Origin of the sequence: Providencia rettgeri, from assembly GCF_001874625.1 — a bacterium.
Classification (GTDB): domain Bacteria; phylum Pseudomonadota; class Gammaproteobacteria; order Enterobacterales; family Enterobacteriaceae; genus Providencia; species Providencia huashanensis.
On sequence record NZ_CP017671.1, the window covers coordinates 2635131 to 2659067 of the forward strand.

Annotated in this window: 23 protein-coding genes; 12 read left to right on the top strand and 11 right to left on the bottom strand. The window is 40.2% G+C overall.

Going from position 1 to position 23937, the window contains the following annotated elements; translation table 11 throughout:
• Positions 1 to 25 precede the first annotated feature (25 nt).
• The 4 genes from RB151_RS12165 to maeB form a co-directional block, all read right to left on the bottom strand.
• The gene (locus tag RB151_RS12165) at positions 26 to 2080 is read right to left on the bottom strand and encodes a S9 family peptidase (RefSeq protein ID WP_237071444.1); all 2055 of its coding nucleotides are present in this window, start codon (positions 2078 to 2080) and stop codon (positions 26 to 28) included.
• A gap of 117 nt (positions 2081 to 2197) precedes the next feature.
• A complete protein-coding gene (locus RB151_RS12170) occupies positions 2198 to 3010 on the bottom strand; it encodes an energy transducer TonB (RefSeq protein WP_225832949.1) in 813 nt (270 codons plus the stop codon).
• A 110-nt stretch (positions 3011 to 3120) separates the two neighbouring features.
• Complete coding sequence (locus RB151_RS12175) at positions 3121 to 3993, bottom strand: ChaN family lipoprotein (protein WP_071548145.1); 873 nt, start codon at positions 3991 to 3993, stop codon at positions 3121 to 3123.
• 128 nt (positions 3994 to 4121) lie between these two features.
• The gene (gene maeB, locus RB151_RS12180; protein ID WP_042843562.1) at positions 4122 to 6401 is read right to left on the bottom strand and encodes an NADP-dependent oxaloacetate-decarboxylating malate dehydrogenase; all 2280 of its coding nucleotides are present in this window, start codon (positions 6399 to 6401) and stop codon (positions 4122 to 4124) included.
• Positions 6402 to 7025: 624 nt separating this feature from the next.
• On the opposite strand from maeB, the gene RB151_RS12185 reads away from it, so the two are divergent.
• The 4 genes from RB151_RS12185 (at position 7026) to RB151_RS12200 (ending at position 10013) form a co-directional block, all read left to right on the top strand.
• Positions 7026 to 7646 (top strand): LuxR C-terminal-related transcriptional regulator, encoded by a 621-nt coding sequence (locus RB151_RS12185; RefSeq protein WP_042843561.1) that lies wholly within the window; start codon positions 7026 to 7028, stop codon positions 7644 to 7646.
• 168 nt (positions 7647 to 7814) lie between these two features.
• Positions 7815 to 8189 carry an ArsC family reductase gene (locus RB151_RS12190; RefSeq protein WP_042843560.1) on the top strand — a complete coding sequence of 125 codons (375 nt, stop codon included), beginning with the start codon at positions 7815 to 7817 and terminating at the stop codon, positions 8187 to 8189.
• Between the two features lie 13 nt (positions 8190 to 8202).
• Positions 8203 to 9333 (top strand): succinyl-diaminopimelate desuccinylase, encoded by a 1131-nt coding sequence (dapE, locus tag RB151_RS12195; RefSeq protein ID WP_071548851.1) that lies wholly within the window; start codon positions 8203 to 8205, stop codon positions 9331 to 9333.
• An 11-nt stretch (positions 9334 to 9344) separates the two neighbouring features.
• A complete protein-coding gene (locus RB151_RS12200) occupies positions 9345 to 10013 on the top strand; it encodes a M15 family metallopeptidase (protein WP_042844315.1) in 669 nt (222 codons plus the stop codon).
• A gap of 57 nt (positions 10014 to 10070) precedes the next feature.
• Here the strand turns inward: RB151_RS12200 and RB151_RS12205 are convergent, their stop codons facing one another.
• Positions 10071 to 10463: a DUF454 family protein gene (locus tag RB151_RS12205; protein ID WP_094301207.1), complete on the bottom strand. Its 393-nt coding sequence runs from the start codon at positions 10461 to 10463 to the stop codon at positions 10071 to 10073.
• Positions 10464 to 11321: 858 nt separating this feature from the next.
• On the opposite strand from RB151_RS12205, the gene RB151_RS12210 reads away from it, so the two are divergent.
• Positions 11322 to 11513 carry a YpfN family protein gene (locus tag RB151_RS12210; protein ID WP_042843559.1) on the top strand — a complete coding sequence of 64 codons (192 nt, stop codon included), beginning with the start codon at positions 11322 to 11324 and terminating at the stop codon, positions 11511 to 11513.
• Here RB151_RS12210 and RB151_RS12215 read toward each other — a convergent pair.
• The gene (locus RB151_RS12215) at positions 11494 to 13515 is read right to left on the bottom strand and encodes a tRNA(Met) cytidine acetyltransferase TmcA (RefSeq protein WP_071548146.1); all 2022 of its coding nucleotides are present in this window, start codon (positions 13513 to 13515) and stop codon (positions 11494 to 11496) included. The genes RB151_RS12210 and RB151_RS12215 overlap by 20 nt on opposite strands.
• 7 nt (positions 13516 to 13522) lie before the next feature.
• Positions 13523 to 13975 (bottom strand): DUF441 domain-containing protein, encoded by a 453-nt coding sequence (locus RB151_RS12220; protein WP_004911348.1) that lies wholly within the window; start codon positions 13973 to 13975, stop codon positions 13523 to 13525.
• 717 nt (positions 13976 to 14692) lie between these two features.
• On the opposite strand from RB151_RS12220, the gene RB151_RS12225 reads away from it, so the two are divergent.
• From RB151_RS12225 to RB151_RS12245, 5 genes are read left to right on the top strand one after another with little or no spacing between them, the layout of a single operon-like run.
• The gene (locus RB151_RS12225; RefSeq protein WP_042843555.1) at positions 14693 to 15118 is read left to right on the top strand and encodes a PPC domain-containing DNA-binding protein; all 426 of its coding nucleotides are present in this window, start codon (positions 14693 to 14695) and stop codon (positions 15116 to 15118) included.
• A gap of 34 nt (positions 15119 to 15152) precedes the next feature.
• Positions 15153 to 15734: a membrane protein gene (locus tag RB151_RS12230; protein WP_042843553.1), complete on the top strand. Its 582-nt coding sequence runs from the start codon at positions 15153 to 15155 to the stop codon at positions 15732 to 15734.
• A complete protein-coding gene (locus RB151_RS12235; protein WP_042843552.1) occupies positions 15735 to 16439 on the top strand; it encodes an energy-coupling factor transporter transmembrane component T in 705 nt (234 codons plus the stop codon).
• Positions 16430 to 17296 (top strand): energy-coupling factor ABC transporter ATP-binding protein, encoded by an 867-nt coding sequence (locus RB151_RS12240; RefSeq protein WP_048607342.1) that lies wholly within the window; start codon positions 16430 to 16432, stop codon positions 17294 to 17296. The genes RB151_RS12235 and RB151_RS12240 overlap by 10 nt, the downstream gene beginning before the upstream one ends.
• Positions 17280 to 18110: an energy-coupling factor ABC transporter ATP-binding protein gene (locus RB151_RS12245; RefSeq protein ID WP_071548147.1), complete on the top strand. Its 831-nt coding sequence runs from the start codon at positions 17280 to 17282 to the stop codon at positions 18108 to 18110. The genes RB151_RS12240 and RB151_RS12245 overlap by 17 nt, the downstream gene beginning before the upstream one ends.
• Before the next feature lie 66 nt (positions 18111 to 18176).
• Here the strand turns inward: RB151_RS12245 and purC are convergent, their stop codons facing one another.
• From purC to dapA, 3 genes are all read right to left on the bottom strand, one after another.
• Complete coding sequence (purC, locus tag RB151_RS12250; protein ID WP_042843549.1) at positions 18177 to 18890, bottom strand: phosphoribosylaminoimidazolesuccinocarboxamide synthase; 714 nt, start codon at positions 18888 to 18890, stop codon at positions 18177 to 18179.
• A gap of 476 nt (positions 18891 to 19366) precedes the next feature.
• Positions 19367 to 20419, bottom strand: a complete 1053-nt coding sequence (gene bamC / locus RB151_RS12255) for an outer membrane protein assembly factor BamC (RefSeq protein WP_042843547.1) — start codon at positions 20417 to 20419, stop codon at positions 19367 to 19369.
• Between the two features lie 16 nt (positions 20420 to 20435).
• Positions 20436 to 21308 (bottom strand): 4-hydroxy-tetrahydrodipicolinate synthase, encoded by an 873-nt coding sequence (dapA, locus tag RB151_RS12260; RefSeq protein WP_042844313.1) that lies wholly within the window; start codon positions 21306 to 21308, stop codon positions 20436 to 20438.
• 324 nt (positions 21309 to 21632) lie between these two features.
• On the opposite strand from dapA, the gene RB151_RS12265 reads away from it, so the two are divergent.
• Positions 21633 to 22190 (top strand): glycine cleavage system transcriptional repressor, encoded by a 558-nt coding sequence (locus RB151_RS12265; protein ID WP_042843546.1) that lies wholly within the window; start codon positions 21633 to 21635, stop codon positions 22188 to 22190.
• Between the two features lie 14 nt (positions 22191 to 22204).
• A complete protein-coding gene (gene bcp / locus RB151_RS12270; protein WP_042843545.1) occupies positions 22205 to 22675 on the top strand; it encodes a thioredoxin-dependent thiol peroxidase in 471 nt (156 codons plus the stop codon).
• 52 nt (positions 22676 to 22727) lie between these two features.
• On the opposite strand, the gene RB151_RS12275 is transcribed toward bcp, so the two are convergent.
• A complete protein-coding gene (locus tag RB151_RS12275; protein WP_042843543.1) occupies positions 22728 to 23792 on the bottom strand; it encodes an AI-2E family transporter in 1065 nt (354 codons plus the stop codon).
• Positions 23793 to 23937 lie beyond the last annotated feature (145 nt).

Sequence of the window (23937 nt, forward strand, 5' to 3'; positions counted from 1 at the left end):
ACACCTAATTTTTATAGGTTAATTATTATTTTAAATATGGAAAATATTTGGGTTTATCTTCAAGCATTAAGATAAAGCTATATTCACGAGCTATGTCGTCTAGCGCATTAAAACGCCCTGACTTACCACCATGCCCCGCACTCATATTGGTTTCTAATAATAATAATGAATCACCTTGTTTAATATCTCGCAATTTAGCTACCCATTTAGCAGGCTCCCAGTATTGAACTTGAGAGTCATGTAACCCTGTCGTCACTAGAATATGTGGGTAATGTTGTGCTTTGATATTATCATATGGACTATAAGCTTTTATTCTCCAGTAATCCTCTTCGTTTTCTGGATTCCCCCACTCATCGTATTCCCCTGTCGTCAGAGGAATTGACGGGTCTAACATGGTAGTCACCACATCAACAAATGGGACAGCGGAAACCACACCCTCATATAAATTAGGCGCCATGTTCACAACCGCCCCCATCAACAAGCCACCAGCACTTCCCCCCATGGCATAAACATGCCCTGCTTTACCGTAACCTTCTGATAATAACCCTTTGGTTGCATCAATAAAGTCAGTAAAGGTATTCATCTTGTGGATTGTTTTACCTTGTATGTACCAATTTTTACCTAAGTCACCACCACCACGAATGTGAGCAATCGCGTAAACAAAGCCACGATCAAGCAAAGACAAGCGGGATGAACTAAATGATGGGTCAATTCCGTAACCATAAGCGCCATAACCATAGACTAACAATGGGTTTTTCCCCTGTTTGAAAAGATCTTTACGGTAAACCAAGGAAACAGGGACTTTTACACCATCTCGTGCAGTAACCCAAATACGCTTACTTTGGTAATTTTGTTTATTAAAATCTTTAACTTCTTCTTGTTTTAGAAGCTGCTTTTCTTGAGTCAGCATATTAATTTCATATACTGAAGATGGCGTGGTCATTGATGAATAACCGTAGCGTAGTGTATCCGTATCAGGCTCAGGGTTATTCCCGATCCACGCCATGTAAGTTGGGTCATCAAAGCTTACTTGGTTTTCTTTATGCGTTAACCAACTGATTTGGCGGATATTCACCAAACCATTTTGACGTTCTTCCACAACTAACCAATTATTAAATAAAGCAAAATCTTCCAGATCTACCCCATCACGAGGGGCTATAAAGCTTAACCACGGCGCTGAAATATTGTCTGCAATGTATAAACCAAATAATGGGTGTTGGTGATTAGAGCGAATATAGAATTTACCGTTGAAATGATCAGGATAATACTCAACCCCTGTTTGACGTGGTTGTAGAATTTTAACTTCATTTTGTGGCTGGTTAGCATCAATTAACCGGTATTCAGACGTTTCAGTACTCGTGATACCAATTAAAATGAAATCTTTTGACGTCGATTTCGCTAAGCTAACGTAAAAAGTGTCATCCTTTTCTTCATACACCAGTTTATCTTGGGTTTGTTGTGTACCATATTGGTGTTTAACCACTTGGTAAGGCAACAATGTTTGCTTGTCCTTATTCACATAAAATAGTGTTTGGTTATCATTGGCCCAAACAATATTACCTGATGTATTGGTTAATATATTTTCTTGCCATTCGCCCCCCTTAATTTTGCGAAATGACACAGCAAATTCATTACGCCCTTGGCGATCTTCAGCAATAGCTAGCGTGGTGTTATCCGGCGAGATGGCTAATGCCCCCATGCGATAATATTCGGTGCCCTTAGCGCGTTCATTACCATCAACTAAGACAACCCATTCACCATCACTATTAATAGGGCGTCTTTCATATATCGGATAGTTTTTACCCGCAACGACTCGTGAACGGTATGTATAACCATTATAATTATAGGGAACTGACTCATCATCTTGTTTTACTCGAGAAAACAACTCATCATAAATTTCTTTTTTTAACGAACTTCCAGATTGAAGTTGTTGCTGTGTATAGTTGTTTTCTTGTGTTAAGTATTCAATAACTTCTGGTGACTTTCTTGCATCATCCCGCAGCCAATAGTAATCATCGATACGCGTATCACCATGAATAGTCATCGTATGAGGCTGTTTTTGTGCCTTTGGTGCAATCATTCTTTCCTCCGCAAAACTTGCGTTTGTCTGTAGTCCCAATAATACAATGAGACAAAATTTAACGGCTTGAGAGAAGCCTGACAATAGATTTAAATGTGTTAGCATTTCTTACCCTGATTAATCATTAATGATATTAAAATCAATAGGTAACTTCACCGTTACCTTTCCATTAACTAACATATCAATTGGTGGTGGTGGCAATGGTTCAGCTCTCAAAAGGACACGTTGTGCTTCTCTATCTAATGATTGCGTCCCGGAGTTTTTAATTAATACACTGTCTAATACATAACCTTGTGCATCAACCTCAAATTTTATGATAGGACGCCCTATTCTATTACGCCTTTTCGCATCATCAGGGTAGCGCTTAAACTTGTTCAACTGCCCCAGTACCATTGCTTCCCATTGACGTTTGCTATCATCCGCTTGAGAACTGCTATCAACTTGTGCAGCAACGCGCTGTGTTTGTTGTTTAGCCACCGCCTCACTAGTCACCGGGGCAGAACTCGCTTTTGAATTATCGCTTTCAATTTCACTTATTCGTTTGTTACTAATTTCCTTATGTGCTTTTTTGACCTCTGGTTGTGTTTTCTTTTTTTTAATTTTCGCCACTAATAATTCAGCATCTTCATTAACTGGAACAACCGGTTCAAGAAACTCATCGTCAGGAGTTAGCTTTGCTTCGCTTGCTATCGAGAGTTCTTGTGTTTTCCCAATATTAGTTTCAGTTAATTGTTTTGCTTCTGACTCAAAAGAGAGTTCCATTACCACTGAAGGTGATGGTAAGTAATCATCCCATTTATCTTCTATAGTACGAATAAAGAAACCAATAACCATTATGTGTAAAAGAACCGCTAATACAACTGAGCTACTGGTTTTTGTTGCTTGTTCATAACCTAAAGTCATCGCCACCATTTTCATCTTTCTTATCATAAAAAAAGTATGCAAATGATAATCAATAACAAATGTAAATGAAAAGCATTTATTGCCTTTAATGTTAAATCATTCGCATAATTAATGAATATTACTTATCTTATGCGAAATTAATTATTCTTTGGCGTATACCAAACATAATCAGCATGTAAGTTTTCAATTTGATTACCCTCTTCGGAGATAATCAAAACTTTAAATTCTATTTCAGGAGCTAAATCTTGTAAGTGTAAAGGAACCCCGATTGCACGGGTTGCGTGGTACCCACCGGCATACAGCAACGCAGGTTTTGGCGCATTGATTAACGCTTGTGCCATTGCCCGATCACGCATCTGCTGAATAACAGTCATTTTTTCTACTTGTTCAACGGTAAGTTCCCCACCATGTGAGCTTTTAATCGTTTTCCGAATTGTATCTTGTACTACTGACTGCGTTGAATACTGGCCTTTTAGTACAGGTGGATTAGCATAAGCCTCTGTAATAACCTGTTTATCTAAATTAGCGCTCAACAAAGGATATGGCTGACTAAGTAAATGCCTTACCAGATTACCGTATAAGCCCCAAGGCCAGCCAGTATTCCACTTAACAGCCGCCTGTAGCTTTTCATCACGTATATAAAGGTTACTTTGCATCTGAGCTTGCACCTTGGTGATATTGTTTTGCTGTGAAGGCGTAATCATTTCAAGTAACACAGAGCCTTGAGGACGAAGCTGTTGCATTTCCTGAGCAACCCACTGCTCTATTTGGTGATGATACAGATTGTCATGCTTTTCCCCCACAATCACATAAGTGGATTGTGCGAGTTGCTGGATAAGTTGTTGAGGCGTAATTGGTTTTCCTGTAGACAAATCAACCAATTGATTTGGCCCAGTAAGTTGATTATCTAGTTGTACTATGGACGGTGTAACTTTTTGCACACAACCGCTAATAATGAATAACCCGACGATAAAAATGGATACTTTTGATATTAATCTAATTGAAATCATTATACTTTCCGTATGCTGTAGTCTACACTACAAAATACAGATAATGAGAATCATTTTCAATTAAAAAAGACTTCTATTTTATAAAAACAGAAGTCTTTACAGATAATGTTAAGTTATTAACACAAAACCTATAGCGGGTTAGTTTGTGCTTCTACAACGGCTAATGCCACCATATTCACAATGCGACGTACTGAAGCAATTGGCGTTAAAATATGCACAGGCTTCGCTACTCCCATCAATACTGGCCCTACAGTAACACCATCAGAGCTAGTCACTCGCAGTAAATTATAACTAATACGAGCTGCTTCCATATTAGGCATAATCAATAAGTTAGCTGAACCTTTTAATGGGCTATCAGGCATCACATCTTTGCGAATTGATTCGATTAAGGCCGCATCGGCATGCATTTCACCGTCAATTTCAAGGTGCGGATCACGTGCTTTAACCATCGCAAGTGTGTCGCGCATTTTTTGTGCTGATGCGCAATCCGAAGAACCAAAACTAGAACGAGAAAGCAGAGCAACTTTTGGTTCAATACCAAAGCGACGTACAGTATCTGCCGCCATTAAAGTAATTTCTGTTAGCTCTTCAGGTGTAGGGTCTTCATTAACGTAAGTATCGGCGATAAACGTGTTACCGGTTGGTAGTAGCAAGGCATTCATCGCACCTGCGGTATGAACACCTTCACGGAAACCAAATAGTTCTTTGACGACTTCGTAATGTTCACCATAACTTCCGACAGTACCGCAAATCATCCCATCCGCTTCGCCACGCAATACCATGATCCCACCAATTAAGGTTGGGTTATTGATTACAGCACGACGTGCCATTTCTTGTGAGACGCCTCGGCGTTTCATAATCTGGTAGTATTCTTGCCAGTACTCTTTATACCGTGGGTCATTTTCATTGTTTACTACTTCAAAATCTTTACCTAGTTCAATATGTAGGCCAAGCTTTTGAATGCGCATTTCAATCACACTAGGACGCCCAACTAAAACAGGGAACGCTAAACCTAATGAAACTAATTCTTGAGTCGCATGCAATACGCGCTCTTCTTCCCCTTCCGCCAAAACAATGCGTTTTTTCTCTGTTTTCGCTTGAGAGAAAATAGGCTTCATAAACAAGTTTGTTTTATAGACAAACTGATTTAATTTTTCGATATACACATCAAAGTCTTCGATTGGTCGTGTTGCAACGCCTGAATCCATAGCGGCTTTTGCAACAGCAGGAGCAATCTTAACAATTAAGCGTGGGTCAAATGGTTTAGGAATAATATATTCAGGGCCAAAAAATAAGTCCTGATTACCATACGCAGAGGCCACTTCTTCACTTTGTTCTGCCAAAGCCAAATCTGCAATGGCATACACACAAGCTAGTTTCATTTCTTCGTTAATGGTTGTCGCACCCACATCCAGTGCACCACGGAAAATGAATGGGAAGCATAAAACGTTATTAACTTGGTTAGGATAATCAGAACGACCTGTACAGATAATGGCGTCAGGACGAACCTCTTTGGCTAACGGTGGAAGAATTTCAGGCTCTGGGTTGGCAAGCGCCAATATGAGTGGGTCTTTTGCCATGGTTTTCACCATTTCAGGCGTTAAAAGACGAGGACCAGAACAACCTAGGAAAATATCGGCATTTGGTATCGCATCAGCTAAAGTACGCTGGCCGTTATCTTCAATCGCATAGGCCGCTTTAGTGACATCCATTTTTTCGTCACGACCCTTATAAATAACACCTTTTGAGTCACAAACTGTGATATTTTCACGTTTTAAGCCTAATGCGACTAATAAATTCATACAAGCGATTGATGCAGCTCCCGCGCCTGAAACCACTAGACGGACGTCACCAATCTCTTTTTTTACAATGCGTAATCCATTGATAACCGCAGCAGTACAGATAATCGCTGTCCCGTGTTGGTCATCGTGGAATACGGGTATTTTCATGCGTTCACGCAGTTTTTGTTCAATATAAAAGCATTCTGGCGCTTTGATATCTTCCAAATTAATACCACCAAAAGTTGGCTCAAGCGAAGCAATGATATCAACCAGTTTGTCTGGGTCTGTTTCATCAACTTCAATATCAAAGACATCAACGCCAGAAAACTTTTTAAATAGTACGCCTTTCCCTTCCATGACAGGTTTACCTGCCAAAGCACCAATATTACCTAACCCAAGAACTGCCGTACCGTTGGACACAACGCCAACAAGGTTACCTTTAGCAGTATAACGATAAGCTTTAAGTGGGTTTTCAGCAATTTCAAGGCATGGAACAGCAACGCCGGGGGAATAAGCTAATGCAAGATCGCGCTGGGTTGTTAATGGTTTAGTTGGAGTAACAGTAATTTTCCCAGGATGTGGAAACTCATGAAAATCAAGAGCACTTTGTTTTAATTTATCATCCATCGTCAAGTCCTTTCAAAATTGGTAAGGTAAGAGCGCTAACAGTATAAACACATCTCACTAGCAAATCATGATCATGCTGGCAATTTCCAGAAAAATCTTTCGGTTACGATGATATTATCAGCAATATGTCTGCAGATACCTTACCTGCGCTATCGTTTTATCCATTCAAAGTCCCTCTGCCTCTACCAATAATAAAAGTGATAACAGCAACACGTTTAAGATATTAATCTATTTCTCACAGACTAAGATATTTATTAATTTTATATAAATCATATATCATTATGTACTCCTTCAATTTAAAAAAAATGCAAATTAAATTGTGAAAATATTATTTTTACTTTCATGATTATTTTTTTATCATTATCATATTAAAATATTAGATATTATTTACACCAATTTAATGTATTATCAAAATTTGTGATTATTATTTTTATATCGTGTTCTCATAACATATTTCAGTAACTTATTTCAGCAATGCAGGCAATATATAACAACCTAATACATAGTGACAAAACACTATTATATATTAATTATATATTAATTATATATTAAATAAATTATTTAACAGCCCACTCTCTATATGGAAAATATGATATTCCTTAAGACATGACAAAGGAACCGACTATGTCTAATTATTCAGTAATGATTATTGATGAACACCCGATCATACACTTCGGATTACGTCAACTTATAAATACCGATGATTACTTTACTATAATTGCTGAATGTTGCTGCTGTAACGACGCTTTGAATGTCGCAACACAGTTACACCCTAACCTAATAATAATTGATACTAATATTCGAGGGAATAAAACGTTTGAGACCATACGCTCACTTCGTAAGCATTGTATAAATAGTTATATATTAGTGTTATCTGCATCTACTATTAAGACTGATGTGTATAATGCTATCGATTCCGGTGCTCAAGGTTATTTATTAAAAAACAGTGATCTAGATATGCTATTTTATAGTATGAAAAAAGCATCAGAAGGCCAGCATGTGTTTAGTGAAAAAATATATCAACTGCTTATTACACGGCATCAATCTACTGACCCTTTATCAACACTAACTCGACGCGAATGTGAAATCATTCACAAAATGGCACTAGGCTTAAAAAATAGGGAAATAGCTAAATTGTTTTTTATTTCAGAGGAAACGGTGAAAGTTCACATACGCAATATTCTTAAGAAGCTACGTGTCCGCTCACGACTTGAAGCAAGCTTAATATATATGCGCTCAAAATAAATCTATATAATTTAATATTAACGCTCAGTTTAATTCATTTAATATTTATGAAATAAACTATATGCAAGCAAATAATAACCTTGATATCTATTTACCATTTTGGGGTAGATCCTCAATGCATTTTCCCGCATTATATAAGGTATATCGCTATTTTTTGAGGACCATTGTATGTCGAACACCCCTGCTGCTTCTCCTTATATTATGTACGGAATTAAAAATTGTGACACCATAAAAAAAGCTCGCCGATACTTAGAGGATAATGGGGTTGATTATCAGTTCCATGATTATCGGGTTGATGGAATTAGTGATGCATTACTTTCTACACTGATGGATAACATTGACTGGGAAATCCTCGTTAATAAGCGTGGTACTACATGGCGTAAATTGACTGATGATGAAAAAAATGCCGTTATCGACGCTAATAGCGCTAAAAAGGTATTACTTGCAGAGCCTGCGATGATCAAACGCCCTGTACTTGTTTCCGCTGATAACCGTTATCTAGTTGGGTTTAATGCGGATGAGTACCAAAACTTCATTAAATAATCAGGTGATTAAAATGGATTGTCCGGTTATTCAACTTGCCAAAGAACTTATTGCTCGCCCTTCAATCAGCCCTGATGACCAAGGCTGCCAAGCCTTACTTATTGAACGCCTAGACAAAATTGGCTTCCTTATTGAGCCCATGCCCTTTGGGAATACATTAAATTTTTGGGCATTTCGTGGCGCAAAAGGCCCTACTTTAGCCTTCGCAGGTCACACTGATGTTGTCCCTGCGGGTAATAGTGCTCAGTGGCAAACACCACCATTTACACCTACGATTATAAATCAGCATCTTTATGGCCGTGGTGCTGCCGACATGAAGGGTTCAGTCGCAGCAATGGTCGTCGCTGCAGAGCGATTTGTTGAAAAACACCCCAACCATCAGGGTCGTTTAGCCTTTTTAATCACCTCAGATGAAGAGGCTGATGCGTTAGACGGTACTGTTAAAGTCGTTGAAACTTTAATGCAGCGCCAAGAACGCGTCGACTACTGTTTAGTCGGTGAGCCTTCTAGTCAAGCTCAATTAGGTGACATTGTTAAAAATGGTCGCAGAGGCTCAATCACAGCTAACCTCACTATCATCGGCGTACAAGGCCATGTCGCCTACCCACATTTAGCAACTAACCCAGTTCACCGCGCAAGTGCGTTTTTGCATGAGCTTACGACCACCACATGGGATACTGGTAATGATTTTTTCCCAGCAACGACGATGCAAATTGCTAACATTCATGCAGGGACAGGGGCAAGTAATGTGATCCCTGGAGAATTATCTGTCCAATTTAATTTCCGTTTTAGTACTGAGTTGACTGACACACAAATACGTGACAGGGTCACTGAAATGTTATCACGACATGGACTCGAGTATAAAATTGAATGGGTACTATCTGGGCAACCTTTTTTGACAGAAAAACGCGAATTAGTTACCGCTACATTACAAGCAATTCATGAATTAACGGGTCAAAACGCTGAACTTTCAACCAGTGGTGGTACGTCGGATGGCCGTTTTATCGCTCAAATGGGCACTCAAGTGATTGAACTAGGCCCACTAAATGCAACAATTCATAAAGTTGATGAATGCGTAAAAGTGGATGACCTACAACAATTAGCTTTAATCTATGAGAGGATCATGGAGTTGTTAATACTATGACCACCAATAATATGCTCACTATTGAAATGCTAACTGGCCGCTCAACAGACCATTTAGTTACGCTTGGCGGGTCACATCGCTTGCAATTTAATGCAACAAAAGCGTTTCTTGCAATGCAACAAACCGCGACTAAAGCGGGCTTTAAATTACAGTCAGCAAGTGCTTTTCGTGATTTTTCACGTCAACAACTTATTTGGAATGAAAAATTTACCGGCCTGCGCCCTGTTCTTGATACTCATAGTCAACCATTAGATATCAGCCAACTTTCTGAAGGGGAACTATGTGAAGCTATTCTGCATTGGTCCGCATTACCCGGAGCCAGTCGCCATCACTGGGGCACAGAGATTGATGTTTATGACCCTTTGCGTATCCCTACAGGGCAAACATTGCAGTTAGAACCATGGGAATATGAGGCTGGGGGCTACCTTGCAGAGCTAAATGATTGGCTTACTGAAAATATGTCAACATTCGATTTTTATCGCCCGTTCACAGCAATTGATGCTGGTGTCGCATACGAACCGTGGCATATTAGTTATTGGCCTTTAGCGCATGAAGCTGAGCAATTATTAACACCTGAAGTGATTAAACAAGTGTTACAGCAAGAAGAGATCTATGGTAAAAATTGGCTAATCAACAACTTAAATTATGTATTTGAGCGTTATATTCGCCTAGATGTATAAGACTAGCTAAGACATTTCCCCCTATTATATTGCGTTTCATAGATTGGAATTCCCCGTCTATGAAACCTTCTTATTTTTCCCTGAAATTTGTTCATCAACCACTGGAAGCCTATACATAAACATTAACAACCAACATAACAGTACCAATAAGCTTATTTTTAACCAAAGGTAACTAACAACCCAAATAGAAAATGAAAATGTTAATAAGATTAAAATAATAGCCTTAGGTTTAGCCCCCTTTGGTAACCCTTTATGTTTTTGCCAATGACGAATATAACTACCGAACCACGAACGATATAGCAACCAGTGATGGAAACGCGGTGATGAGCGAGAGAAGCACCAAGCAGCTAATAATAAAAAAGGGGTTGTTGGCAAAACGGGAAGCACCACACCAGCAAAAGCCAGTACAACAGCTAACCATCCAATGGTAATGAGGAACAATTTTTTCAAAACTCCTCCTCCTTTATAAAGAATAAGAAATAAGCAGATACTAAGGTAAAATACCTTACAAAATCTGTGGTAACTCATAGTAATATCAATGATATACTGTAATGGTAAATAGGCGTAATGAAAAGTCGATTTTGCCGATTGAAATGATTATGATCACCTTTATTTTAGCGTGCTGAAGGTATTGTCCGATTTTAACGGGTATAGCTATATTTTTATCATGCCGTTTAATTTCTAATAAAGGTGATAGGAAACTCGCCTAGTCACATACCCCCGTATGTAACTAGGGTGACTGAGCGAAATCAACGCACAGACAGCTCAAAGAATGACTGTTCCATACCCATTCTAAATTATTTGAGTTGTATGAAGGCGATAAGAGAAGGCATCCCTAGGAGCATACACCCGTATGTGACTAGGGTAACTGAGCGAAATCAACGCACAGACAGCTCAAAGAATGACTGTTCCATATCCATTCTAAATTATTTGAGTTGTATGAAGGCGATAAGAGAAGGCATCCCTAGGAGCATACACCCGTATGTGACTAGGGTAACTGAGCGAAATCAACGCACAGACAGCTCAAAGAATGACTGTTCCATACCCATTCTAAATTATTTGAGTTGTATGAAGGCGATAAGAGAAGGCATCCCTAGGAGCATACCCCCGTATGTAACTAGGGTAACTGAGCGAAATCAACGCACAGACAGCTCAAAGAATGACTGTTCCATACCCATTCTAAATTATTTGAGTTGTATGAAGGCGATAAGAGAAGGCATCCCTAGGAGCATACACCCGTATGTGACTAGGGTAACTGAGCGAAATCAACGCACAGACAGCTCAAAGAATGACGAATGGAAGGTGAATATGCAATGGCTAGCTGACTACTGGTGGATAATTTTACTCTTACTAGTCGGTATTATTTGGAACTCAGTAAAAGAAATGCTGAGACTTGACCCCAAAAAATACCTAGATGATAAACCTGAACTCCCTCCTCATAAAGATAATAACCACTTATGGGACGATGAGGATGACTGGCCTAATGACAAAAAGAAATAATCTTTTGTTTTATTTTGCTAAGCAAATCGGGTTGGTATTTTTTTACTTGTGTACCAACCTCTTTTCTCGCTAATTGTAGCCATTGTTTTTTCCCTGTTAATGCCATATCAGCGCAAATTTGAGTTATCGGCTCTAATGATTGCAAATGCCTACTTAACAAAGGTAGTTCATTTGAAGTTACAGTTAACAAACGCATAATGGCACTTTTACTTGCTGCTAGAGGGCGTTTAAACTCACTAAAACCGACTAGTTCTAACCAATCTTCATCCATTAACTGCTGTTGGTCACTTACTAGTAAATTAAACACTGATAAATCCTCACGCCAAGCTACATCCCGCTGTAACAACAATTCACCTTGCTCACAAAATTGAGATGCGCGGCTAGAAATCGGTAATATTGCCATCGCAGTAAAACACCCGCTACTCGCTTCTTTATGGTCCCCTATGCGAATTAACCGAAAACCTGCTTTTTGCCAAAATGCGAGTAAATCAGGGGTTAACCCAAAACTGACTGATAAAAAATCCAAACCCTGTTGTTTCGCAATAACCTGTTGCTTTTCTAATAATGTTAAACCAACTTGTTTTCTTCGATAATGGCTCTCAACCGCAATACGCATTACCCTACGTGATTTCCATTGAGCAACATTCGGAAAATAACTGTGTGCGGCTAATGACTGTACAACTAAATTCCCTCTAGGCCGGCGTAAACCAGCCCAAATTTGCCAGCCTAGCGCTTCAGTTAATTGCCCCTCATCTACCATCCATACAGCACCAATGAAAGTGCTTTCATGGCCGACAGCTTTTGCCGCCATAAAATGTTGTTGCTTTGCGTCCAATAAACGCCTTAAATCTAAAGGAGATGTTCGATAATGCGCACTCATCAATAAGCCATAAAAAGCGCTAAGTTGGGTATAGTTAGCCGCCAATTCCATTTGAGTTATCCCTAAATACTCAATGGCATCAACCTTATTTTTCTGACATTCTGGTTCTTGTAACAGGAGTGCTTGGTTAAGCCATAGCTCTAAAGGGTCATTTCGAGCAAAACGCATCGGCTCATCAAGCTGAAGTGCTGTGAAATTTTGCAAACTAGCACAAAATTTCAACATAAAACCTCGCCCAGTTCCCTCATAACCATCAACGGTCGTCGTCAATAAAACTCGAGGAAAGTATTCTACTAATTCACGCAAAATATAGCTTGGGATGGCTGAAGCTTCATCAATAATTAACCAATCTGCAGTAATGTTTTTTTTCTGGCGACAAAACGACAAAAGATTATCTGGGGACCAAAACGTAATTGGCTTACCTGCCCGTTGTGTTAACACTTCTGTCGCCACTTTCGCTGGAGCACAACACCAGCACTCCCCAGGCCATTGTTGTATTAGCATCCCCGCAAGGGTCGATTTCCCCCGCCCTCTAGGTGCTATTACCCCCCAAATACCACCTTGAGCATGTAATAATTGGCTAATAATTTTTTGTTGTTGTTTGGTTGGTTGACCTGTTGCTGGCAACCATTTGGTTTTATTTTCCAACAATGAAAAACTGGGGGTATTCCCCTGCTGGTAAAATAATACGGTATCCGATAAGTGAATTGTGTGTTGTAAGTGCGATACAAAATTAGGAGTGGGAATAATACCGTGTTGCTCATTCCAGCGTAGGCTATCCACATCTTCACTGGCTGCCCATTTCGACGGCTCTTTGGTACATAAAACCAACAGACTGCCAGCCTTCAATGCCCCAGACAATATTGCCAATGCTTCACTATGTAGGCCTTTACGCGCGTCAAAAATACCGTGTAAAAACTCCCGACCTAACAACAAGTGTGCATTTTCAGGTAGAACCGCCCTCGGTAAGCTAGAGGATAGCGTTAACCAATCCCCCTTTAGTGTTTCTTGTAAGTTTATCAGTTGTTGCTCGACCCAAGCATCGTCTCCTGAAAGGAGCAAAAGACGCCGCATGCCCAGAAAACGAAGCTGTTCTACAATGGGAGATAATAGTTCAACCATAGTAATGTTATGATTTCCCAATTAATAACGACAAGATCCCAGCCGCAATTAACGGCCCTACAGGAACGCCGCGGAACAAAGCGACACCAATAACTGTCCCGACTAATAACCCTGCGACTGTAGAAGGTTGATGTGACATTAAAGTCACCCCACGGCTACCTAGCCAAGAGACGGCAATGCCAATCACAATGGCAAGGATTGATTTCCAATTTAAAAATGAGCTCAGGACTTCGTTCGCTGTTATTTTGCCACTTGCGATAGGAGCCATCACCCCAATAGTGAGAATAAGAATGCCGATTGTTAACCCATATTTTTCAATCCATGGGAAATAATTATTCAATGGCGTTATCCTAACCACCAATAAAAATAACATCGCAAGAGTGACCGTCATATTATGACTTATGATCCCTAACCCAGCTAATACCAGTAGGATGATTAATGTTGGATCAACATGACTCATAGATTTATCCCTGTAGAACGCGTAATTATTATTTTACGAACAGCTAAAATGATTGGTTTCAAAACATGTTATTGGCTCATCATCAAAGAAGCAAATATATACATGCTCTATTTTGTTTTTGCTAACCTATTATTATAATGAATAATAAAACTGACTGTCTCCTTCCATCATATTAACCTAGTAATTACACTTGTATTACTTATTAATATCAATTGATGCTATTTAATATTTTTAGCTTTATTCTAACTAAAGGCATGTATGAATACGAATATTGCCCATCTAGCATACTGAACTATCCCCAAAGCTATACCATCCGAGGATGGTTTAAACGGGAATAGTAGACATTTCCCTTAGCAATTTATCCATATTAAAGAAAACACTCGCTAGCATAAACCATGGTTATCCGTTTATCGTGCTCAGAAAAACACCGTTAAGTTTAAATCCACCTGTAAGCAATAAAACTTAAGCTAAATATTCGGGATATTCATAACTCTTTATTTTTTTATTTCTTCATTTTTCCCATATTCATCACCATAAACACCAACTTACAGTGCGTTTTACTAAAGATGCACTCAAACACCTTTGTTCCCAGACAATTGGTAATTATTGAGTATAATATCCATCAGTTATTAATATAAAAAGTCATAAACCAAGATAATTGATAATTTACTAAATTGTGTGGCACTTATTACTAGCACAATAATTAGGATTAATGATATGACCCACCCTTTACCCCTTTATTCCAACGCTCGTTTTATTGCTATCCGCTTAGTACCCGATGAAGATGTGATTTTATCCTTACGCCAACAAATTGCACATCATCGTCTGCAAGCTGCGTTTATTGCTGGGAGTGTTGGCAGCTTAACCAATGTTGCTCTACGTTTCGCTGGGCAGGATATAACGCATCATACAACAGGTAAATTTGAGATTGTCTCTTTAATCGGTACGTTGGATGCCCAAGGTGAACACCTTCATCTGGCGGTTGCTGACGAAACTGGCAAAGTGCTTGGTGGCCATATGATGCCCGGTTGCACAGTGAGAACCACATTAGAACTGGTGATTGGTGAACTTGAAAAAACCAATTTCACACGTGAACCGTGTCCTCTTTCAGGTTACGAAGAACTTATTATCACCTCTCGTTAATTTATTATTCCATCATAGCAAGGAATACGTTGTCATGAGCAAAACGTCGATTATTTCTAGTCGCACACTGACTTTAATTGTTTTTTCGATCGCGATTAATATGATTATTGGGCAATTAAGCTCTATGTTAAAACTGCCTATTTTTCTCGATTCTATTGGAACGCTAATTTGTGCGTTATTAGCAGGCCCTTGGGTCGCCTTGTTTAGTGGCTTATTAACCAATTTATTGTGGGGATTACTCAGCGGGCCTATCGCCGCAGCATTTGCCCCCGTAGCCATGATGATCGGCCTCAGTGCTGGGTTGTTAGCCCGTGCCGGCTGTTTTCGCACCTTACCTAGAGTTATTTTATCCGGGGTCATTATTACCTTTGCATTAATGCTCGTTGCTGTCCCTATTCGCACTTACTTATTTGCAGGGACGACGGGTAGTGGAGCTGATTTTTTCGTTGCCTATTTCCATGCCGTTGGAGATAACTTACTTGAATCAGTCGCGATTACCGTTCTAGGTGCCAACATCGCAGATAAAGTTATTTCCGCTATTGTTGCTTGGCTGCTGGTTCGCCAATTGCCGGAGCGAGTACAACGCAACTACCCCAATATGGCTAAGGTAAGTTAAATGCACCCGTTTACCTCGCTGACGCTTTGGCTCTGGCTGAGTGCGAGTTCACTATTTTTGCCTTTGGGGTGGCCTTTAGCTCTGCTAGGTTGTAGTACTTTTATAGTATTACTATTATGGCAACCCGCTCGTCATCGTTGGCGTGTTGTCGCGTGGATTATGATACCCATGGCGGCAGGTCTCTGGCTTATCCATAGTGGTTGGTTAGCCCAGATACTCACAGGGGATACGTTGAAAAATAGCCGCCCAGATTTTGCCATGGCATTATGGTTTAGGTTATTAACTATTATTAGTGGCTCCCAACTTTGGTTGCAATTTGTCCCGACGGAGCGGTTTATTCGAGCCCTATTTGCTAGCAGGTTGCCTGCAAGCTTTGCCTATTTATTGGCAGGTCCACTATTACTCGTTGAACAACTACGCCAACAGTTGATAACTATCCGTGAAGCTCAAATTGCTCGTGGAGTTCCCTTAAATGGCGGGATTTGGCAGCGCATCACATCATTGCCGGCCTTATTATTTCCACTAGCCAGTAATACACTCAATGAGTTGAGTATCCGCAGTGCCGCGCTGGATATGCGTGGCTTTCGATACAGCTCTAACCGTACGACCCTTAACCCTCCCGCTGACAGTTTATGGCAAATATCCTTACGCTACGGGTTAGTCATATTTATTTTTATTGAAGGTGGTTTAGCTCTGTGGTGGTGAATTTGCAACAAATGTGCTTTATTCCACAAGGAACAGAGCAAATTTTATTAGGGCCGATAGATTTACATCTCGATCCAGGCCAGTGGCTATGTGTATACGGGGGCAATGGCAGTGGTAAAAGTACATTAGCCCAACTACTTGCGGGCTGGCATGATGATTTAATCCGTGGGAAAATTGAAGGTGTCGCCAATGTTTTACAGGGAACATTGACAACAGACTCATTAATTCAAGCTTCAACTAGCCGGCAACTCATTCAACAATCCCCACATTTACAGCTATCAGGCTGTGCTTTTACCGTCGAGCAAGAAATAGCCTTTGGGCCTGAAAATTTAGGGTTAGCACTAGAAGAGATAGATAGGCGGGTTGAACAAGCAATCCGTTTAACCTTCTGTGAGCCGTTACGTACTCGGCACCCTTCAACCTTATCGGGTGGTGAAGCTCAGCGTGTCGTCTTAGCCAGCGCTTTAGCAATGCAACCGAAATTACTGCTACTCGATGAGGCATTTAGTCGGTTAACACCTAGTGCGACACAGCATATTTTAATTCAACTCAAGCAATACACCGAACAAACTGGTTGTAGCTTAATGTTATTTGAGCGCAATTTATTACCCGCAACCCATTTTTGCAATACTTTTTTGCTATTAAGTTCTGGTAAAGCATTTTTAGAAGCAGGAAAAATGCAAGCCGTCGGCAGCTTGAATGATATTTTTCTTGCTGCACTTGAAACTATTAATATGCCAGACGCATGGCGAGCCGTGGGAGAGCTAGTCAAACAAGGTCTTTGGGTTGGTAATATCCCCCATAATGAAAGCCAACTGGTGCAAGCATTTAAGGAGCGGTATGCTGCAACTCGATAAGCTAACTTACCGTTGGCCAAGTTCTAGTCATGATAATATTAAGAGCTTATCTGTCTCCATATACTCTGGAGAATGGGTAGCTTTAGTGGGGGATAATGGCGCGGGGAAATCAACACTATTGCGACTTTTAGCGGGTTTATTGCAACCCACCAGCGGTCATATACACCTCGACAATCAAAAGCTCAGTGCCATTACTGCACCCCATAGAGCAAACCAGATCGGTATTTTATTTCAAGAAGCTGAAAAACAAATTTTTCATAGTCGAGTCAAAGACGAAATCGCCTTTGGTTTAAAGCGGCAAAAATACGCTAAAGCTGAAATTCAAACGCGTACATTACATGCGCTAAAGACTTGTGGCCTCACTGATGTTGCAGATAAACACCCTTTAGATTTGCATGCAGGCCAACGAAGAATGGTTGCTGTTGCCTGTTTAGAGGCTATCTCTCCTAAATTATTATTACTCGATGAGCCTAGCCGTGATTTCGATGCATGTTGGATGCGCCGATTCGAGCATTGGCTAACATTGCAACGTGAAAAAGGGGTTACGGTGGTCACCATTAGCCATGACCTTGACTTTGTAGCACGCCATTTCCAGCGGACCTTACATTTATCAAATGGGGAGCTCATCGCTGATGGGCCGCCATTATCTATATTATGTCATCCTAAACTGCAAGTTGAGTCGTCTCTTCCGGCCCCAACACTGATTTCACTTAGCCAACAGTTACAACTGGAACAACTGGAACAACTGGAACAACCTTATATCACCCCATCGTCTTGGGTAACCAATTTTCTGAACCAATCGTCCCTTAAGTAACATAACTCTTCGTCAAAATCAGCCTGAATAGCAGGCTGATCCATACCTAAAATAATGGAAAATTGATTAATCTAGCGGTACACCAATACGACGAGCAACTTCTTCATAAGCCTCAATCAAGCCGCCAAGGCTTTGACGGAAACGGTCTTTATCCATTTTATTAAGGGTTGCTTTATCCCATAAACGGCTACCATCTGGAGAGAATTCATCCCCTAGTACCACTTGGCCTTTATATAAACCAAACTCTAGTTTGAAATCGACTAAAATGAGCCCAGCATCGGCAAAAATTTTGCTCAGAACCTCATTTGCTTTGTAGCTCAGTTCACGCATTGTTGCCAGATTGTCTTTGCTAACCCAACCAAAGGTTTCACAATAAGACTCATTGACCATTGGGTCATGCTTCGCATCATCTTTTAAGAATAAGTCAAATAAAGGCGGGTTCAATACCATACCTTCTTCAACACCTAAGCGCTTAACAAGTGAACCCGCTGCGCGGTTACGAATAACACATTCAACTGGAACCATATCTAGTTTTTTGACTAGTGCTTCAGTGTCAGAAAGCAGTGCCTCCATTTGTGTTGGAATACCCGCCTCTTCTAATTTGCTCATAATAAAATGGTTAAATTTATTATTAACCATGCCTTTACGATCAAATTGTTCGATACGCTCACCATCGAGTGCTGATGTATCATTACGGAATTCCAGAACCAGCAGATCAGGATCCTCTGTGGTATAGACAGTTTTTGCCTTACCACGATACAACTCAGCTTTCTTTTGCATCTTACACACTCCAGAGATGTGATTAATCTATATAAAAAATGATATGGGAATTCTGTCATCATTCTGTCTTTACAGAAAAGATAATTAACAGAAGAAAAAGCATTTAAAAATACGGTTCACTGTTAATTTTCTACTCTGTTTCAGCTAGTTATACGCCAATGTAAAAGCTTATGCTAACCCACTGATATACAATATTTTATATTTTAGCGCTAATTATGATAATAAAATTCTCAGGCGGACGCAAACGATTACTTCAGCATAAACACTGATTTTTTGTCCATTCGTTTTATGGCATCTCATATTGGCAAGATAGCAATAATATTTAAAATGATTATCTATCTATAAACTTATGATGAGCTAACTCATCCCTTTGCCCCAATTTGAACACACCCAATTTGCCTAAAATTCCCCATAAAAAAACCGCGACTTGTATTGCAAGCCACGGTTTTTATTTGTTTTACCAAAATGAAATATAATTATTTATTCGTTGGAACTTTACTAAACGCCGCTTTTAATGCCGCGACCATTTCATCATTTTGTTTCTGTGTTAATGCGACACCTTTAGTGGTGATAAATTGCAGCGTACTACGGTTGTTTAAGTCACCAACCTGCAATTTATAATCCGCTTCAGGGATAGATGGGTCATCAACCCCCAGAGCTTGCCATTCTGAGCTACTTAAGCCTTTGTAAGTTACCGTGACAGAGCCACTAGAGCGAGAACGGTCGCCAACTTTCATGCCTACACTTTCTAGTGCATGAGGTAACCTTTCCCAAACCGCATCAAATGGCGCACGGACAACGACTAAAGGAAGGCCTGTATCGTCACTACCTGTTTGAACATCTATGATCCCATAGGCACTTTGGATACTGTTTTTATTTGAAGTATCACGCAACGTATATAAATTATCAGTTAATTCGTTTAACAATAATTTGTTATAACGTTGAACTTCAATAGTATCAGTAATAGTTTCATCACCTTGGCGTAACCCTAAACTGGTGACTGTTAATGCCATCATGCCGTTTTCAGGTTTAACCGTAATTTTATGGCGGCTTTCAATAGGCACGTTTTCGTCAGCACGATCCCACTTGACCCAATTGGTTTCAATTGAGCGAGAGCCATCATCTTTCGATGAAACTGGGATGCCTCTTTGTTCTAGGATCATGGTGACTTGTGACCAAAGAGCACTATTTTCAGGTGTATTTTCTAGCAACAAACGACTTGCTTGCGCGCTATCTTCCGTGCGTGAACCCGCTAATTGCGAAATTGTCAGTACAGGGGGACGAATATCTAAAGCTTTCCCTACTGCGCCTGTTGATGTGGCTTTAGGGATATCATACTCACCATTTGCTTCTGGTAATGTAAGCCCTTGTGGCACATTTAACACTTTCAATGGCGCAGCATTGAGGTATTCCTCATCACCGCTGACCTGACGTTTATAGCGCTGATCGCTGGAGCAGGCTGCCAGTAACACGACAAGTGACAGGCCAGCAACCTTCATAACCTTCGATTTTTGCAATAATGTTGCCATTAAAATTCCCTAAATTTTACAGTAACCCAGCGAGTTTCAAGGCTTCTTCCACTTTTTGCTGGCCTGAGCTGGTTAGCGGTGTCATAGGTAACCGCAATGTACCATCTGTAATCAAGCCTAAGCGATGACAGCCCCATTTCGCTGGAATTGGATTTGGTTCAACAAACAACTGAAGATGTAACCCCATCAGTTTTTTGTTTAATTCGCGCGCTTCAGTATATTTGCCTGCAAGCGCTAAGTCACACATTTTTACCATCTGCGGTGCAGCAACGTTAGAAGTTACTGAAATAACGCCCTTTCCACCGAGTTGCATGAAATCGAGTGCTGTCGCGTCATCACCGGTTAACAGTACAAAATCATCATCAACCAGTTCTTTGATTTGATGAACCCTAGCTAAGTTCCCTGTCGCTTCTTTAATTGCGACAATATTCGCCAATTTCGCTAAACGCCCTACGGTTTCAGGTAACATATCGCAGCCTGTCCGTGATGGTACATTATAAAGAATCTGTGGCAAGCTAGTGTTCTCTGAAATTGCTTTAAAATGTTGATATAGCCCTTCCTGAGAAGGCCTATTATAATAAGGTGTTACCGTCAGGCAAGCAACTACCCCACTATTTTCAAATTCATTGGTTAAAGAGATAGCTTCTGCTGTCGCATTTGCACCTGCACCAGCAATAATTGGGATACGCCCATCAGCAAGTTCTAAGGTGGCTTTCACTACATCCACATGTTCTTTGTGAGTTAAGGTTGCTGATTCGCCTGTTGTACCAACAGAAACAATGGCAGATGTTCCGCTTTCAACATGGTAATCCACCAGTTTTTTCAGACTGGCTTTATCTAAACGCCCCGCTGAGTCCATCGGTGTTATAACTGCAACAATGCTTCCCATTAAAAAATCTTTATAATTTGCGTTTCCATTAGCCATGACGATACCCCCTTAATAATTGAACCCCCATGTTACTTTTTCATTTCCAAGAAGAAAACCACCCAACAGCAAGATTTTAATGAATTTTGTTAATGCCAGAGACATTAACTTAAATAGAAGTAATAATTCGCTGATATTTCTCGCAAGAGTGTGTGCTTTCTCTTGGCAGATGCCATTTTTTATGGTTTCCTTACCTGCATCTGGCGTCAGTTTTATGACAACTGTATTTACTGCTATATTCTAATTAAGTGTTTAACTGACATAATCAAAAACATTAAGGGACAGACTTTGCCTAAGACTGAACAGCAATTTCTTGTGATTACTGCGCTGGGAACAGATCGTCCGGGCATTGTGAACACGATTACTCGCCTCGTTAGTGAGTGTGACTGTAATATTGAAGATAGTCGCTTAGCGATGTTTGGCAAGGAGTTTACGTTTATTATGATGTTATCCGGCAGTTGGAATGCCATCACTCTATTAGAGGCGACATTGCCTCCTAAAGGGGCGGAACTTGACTTGCTGATTGTCATGAAAAGAACTCAAAGTGTTCAAACAACCTATTACCCATCGACAGTAACGGTGAACGTGGTTGTCGACGATGCACCACGGATTGTCGAGCAATTCACAAATTTATTCACAACTTCGCAATGTAATATTGCAGAGCTTGTTTCTAAGACTCAACCAGCCAATAATGATATGCCCGCTCAACTGGAAATTCAGATTACTGCACACGACCCGTTGGACGATAACGGCATAATTATAAAAAACAAATTTCAACAACTATGTACAATGCTAAATGCTAAAGGCAACATAAGCATTATCAACAACCCCAATATGCAGAGTTAACGGAGATATATGTAATGAACCCATTGAAAGCCGGTGATAAGGCGCCTCAATTTAGCCTTCCTGACCAAGATGGTGAGATCATCAATCTTTCTGATTATCAGGGTCAGCGCGTATTAGTTTACTTTTATCCTAAAGCGATGACTCCAGGTTGTACCGTTCAAGCGTGTGGTTTGCGTGATGAAATGGACACACTAAAAGCGAAAGGTGTCGAGGTTTTAGGGATTAGCACAGACAAACCAGAGAAACTTTCTCGTTTCGTTGAAAAAGAAATGTTGAACTTCACTTTATTATCAGACGAAGAGCACCAAGTATGTGAGCAATTTGGGGTTTGGGGTGAAAAACAATTTATGGGGAAAACCTATGATGGCATTCATCGTATCAGTTTCCTCATTGACCCAACAGGGAAAATAGAACACGTATTTGACAATTTCAAAACCAGCAATCACCACGAAATCGTCCTCGAATACATTACCGCGAACGCTTAACTTTTAGTCTTTATATAGTGCTGTATGGGCCATACAGCACTATTTTCTAAACTTATTTTACTAATTCGTTGGTGTCTTCAGGCCACACATGAATAACCGCTTTAATAAGCGTTGCCAATGGGATTGCAAAAAACACCCCCCACACTCCCCATAAACCACCAAAAACGACAACAGATAAAATAATCACTAGTGGATGTAGATTGACGGCTTCTGAAAACAACAAAGGCACCACAACATTGCTATCCAGCCCTTGGATCACTAAATAAGCCAGCATCAAGTACCAAAACTCACTACCAATACCAAATTGAAATAACCCAACAATAACGACAGGAATTGTTGCTGCTACCGCACCAATATACGGGATCAAAACAGCAACCCCTACCAACACTGATAATAATACTGAGTACCGCAAGTCAAAATACGCAAAACATAAATAAGTGACGACACCCACAATCACCATTTCTGTTACCTTGCCACGTAGATAGTTGGTAATTTGCTCGTTCATTTCTACCCAGACTTTACCTACTAATAAACGGTTTTTAGGTAATAGCTTTAAAAAACTTTGGCTAATACGTTCTTTATCTTTTAATAGGAAAAATGTCATCAGTGGAACTAAAACCAAATAAACAGCTAAAGTAAAAATGCCAATCAGTGATGCCACAGACGCTTTTACGACAGAGTCTGCAATACCTGACATGCGACTGCGTAAATTATCAGCCATCATATCAATAATGCCAACATCAACCAATGCAGGGTATTGCTCAGGGAGTTTCTGTGCAAATTCATTGAAACGGTTAACCATATTCGGTAGATCGGCCATCAAATTAATACCTTGCTGCCAAGCTGTCGGGGCAATAATTAAAATCACCATGGCACTTATTCCCGCAAATAGGGTCAAAATGATACTCACAGCAAAAGAGCGTGATAACCCCGCACGTTGTAGTAAATGCGTCGGCCACTCGAGTAAATAAGCTAAAGCAATTGCTGCCAATAACGGAGCTAGTATACTGCTGAAAAAGAAAATGATCACAAAACCAGAAACCAGTAGTGTAAAAAGTGCAACGGCTTGTGGGTCAGCAAAACGCCGACGATACCACTGTAAAAACAATTCCAGCATTTGTAGCTCCTGGGGAAATAACACAAAGGACAGTTCTTAAATTATCGAAAATTATACCGAAGAACAGATTTAACGATAGCTTTTGCTATCATATGTTTTAAACTTTTCGAGTTATTTGCTGCCTTACCCTATATACACTCGAAAT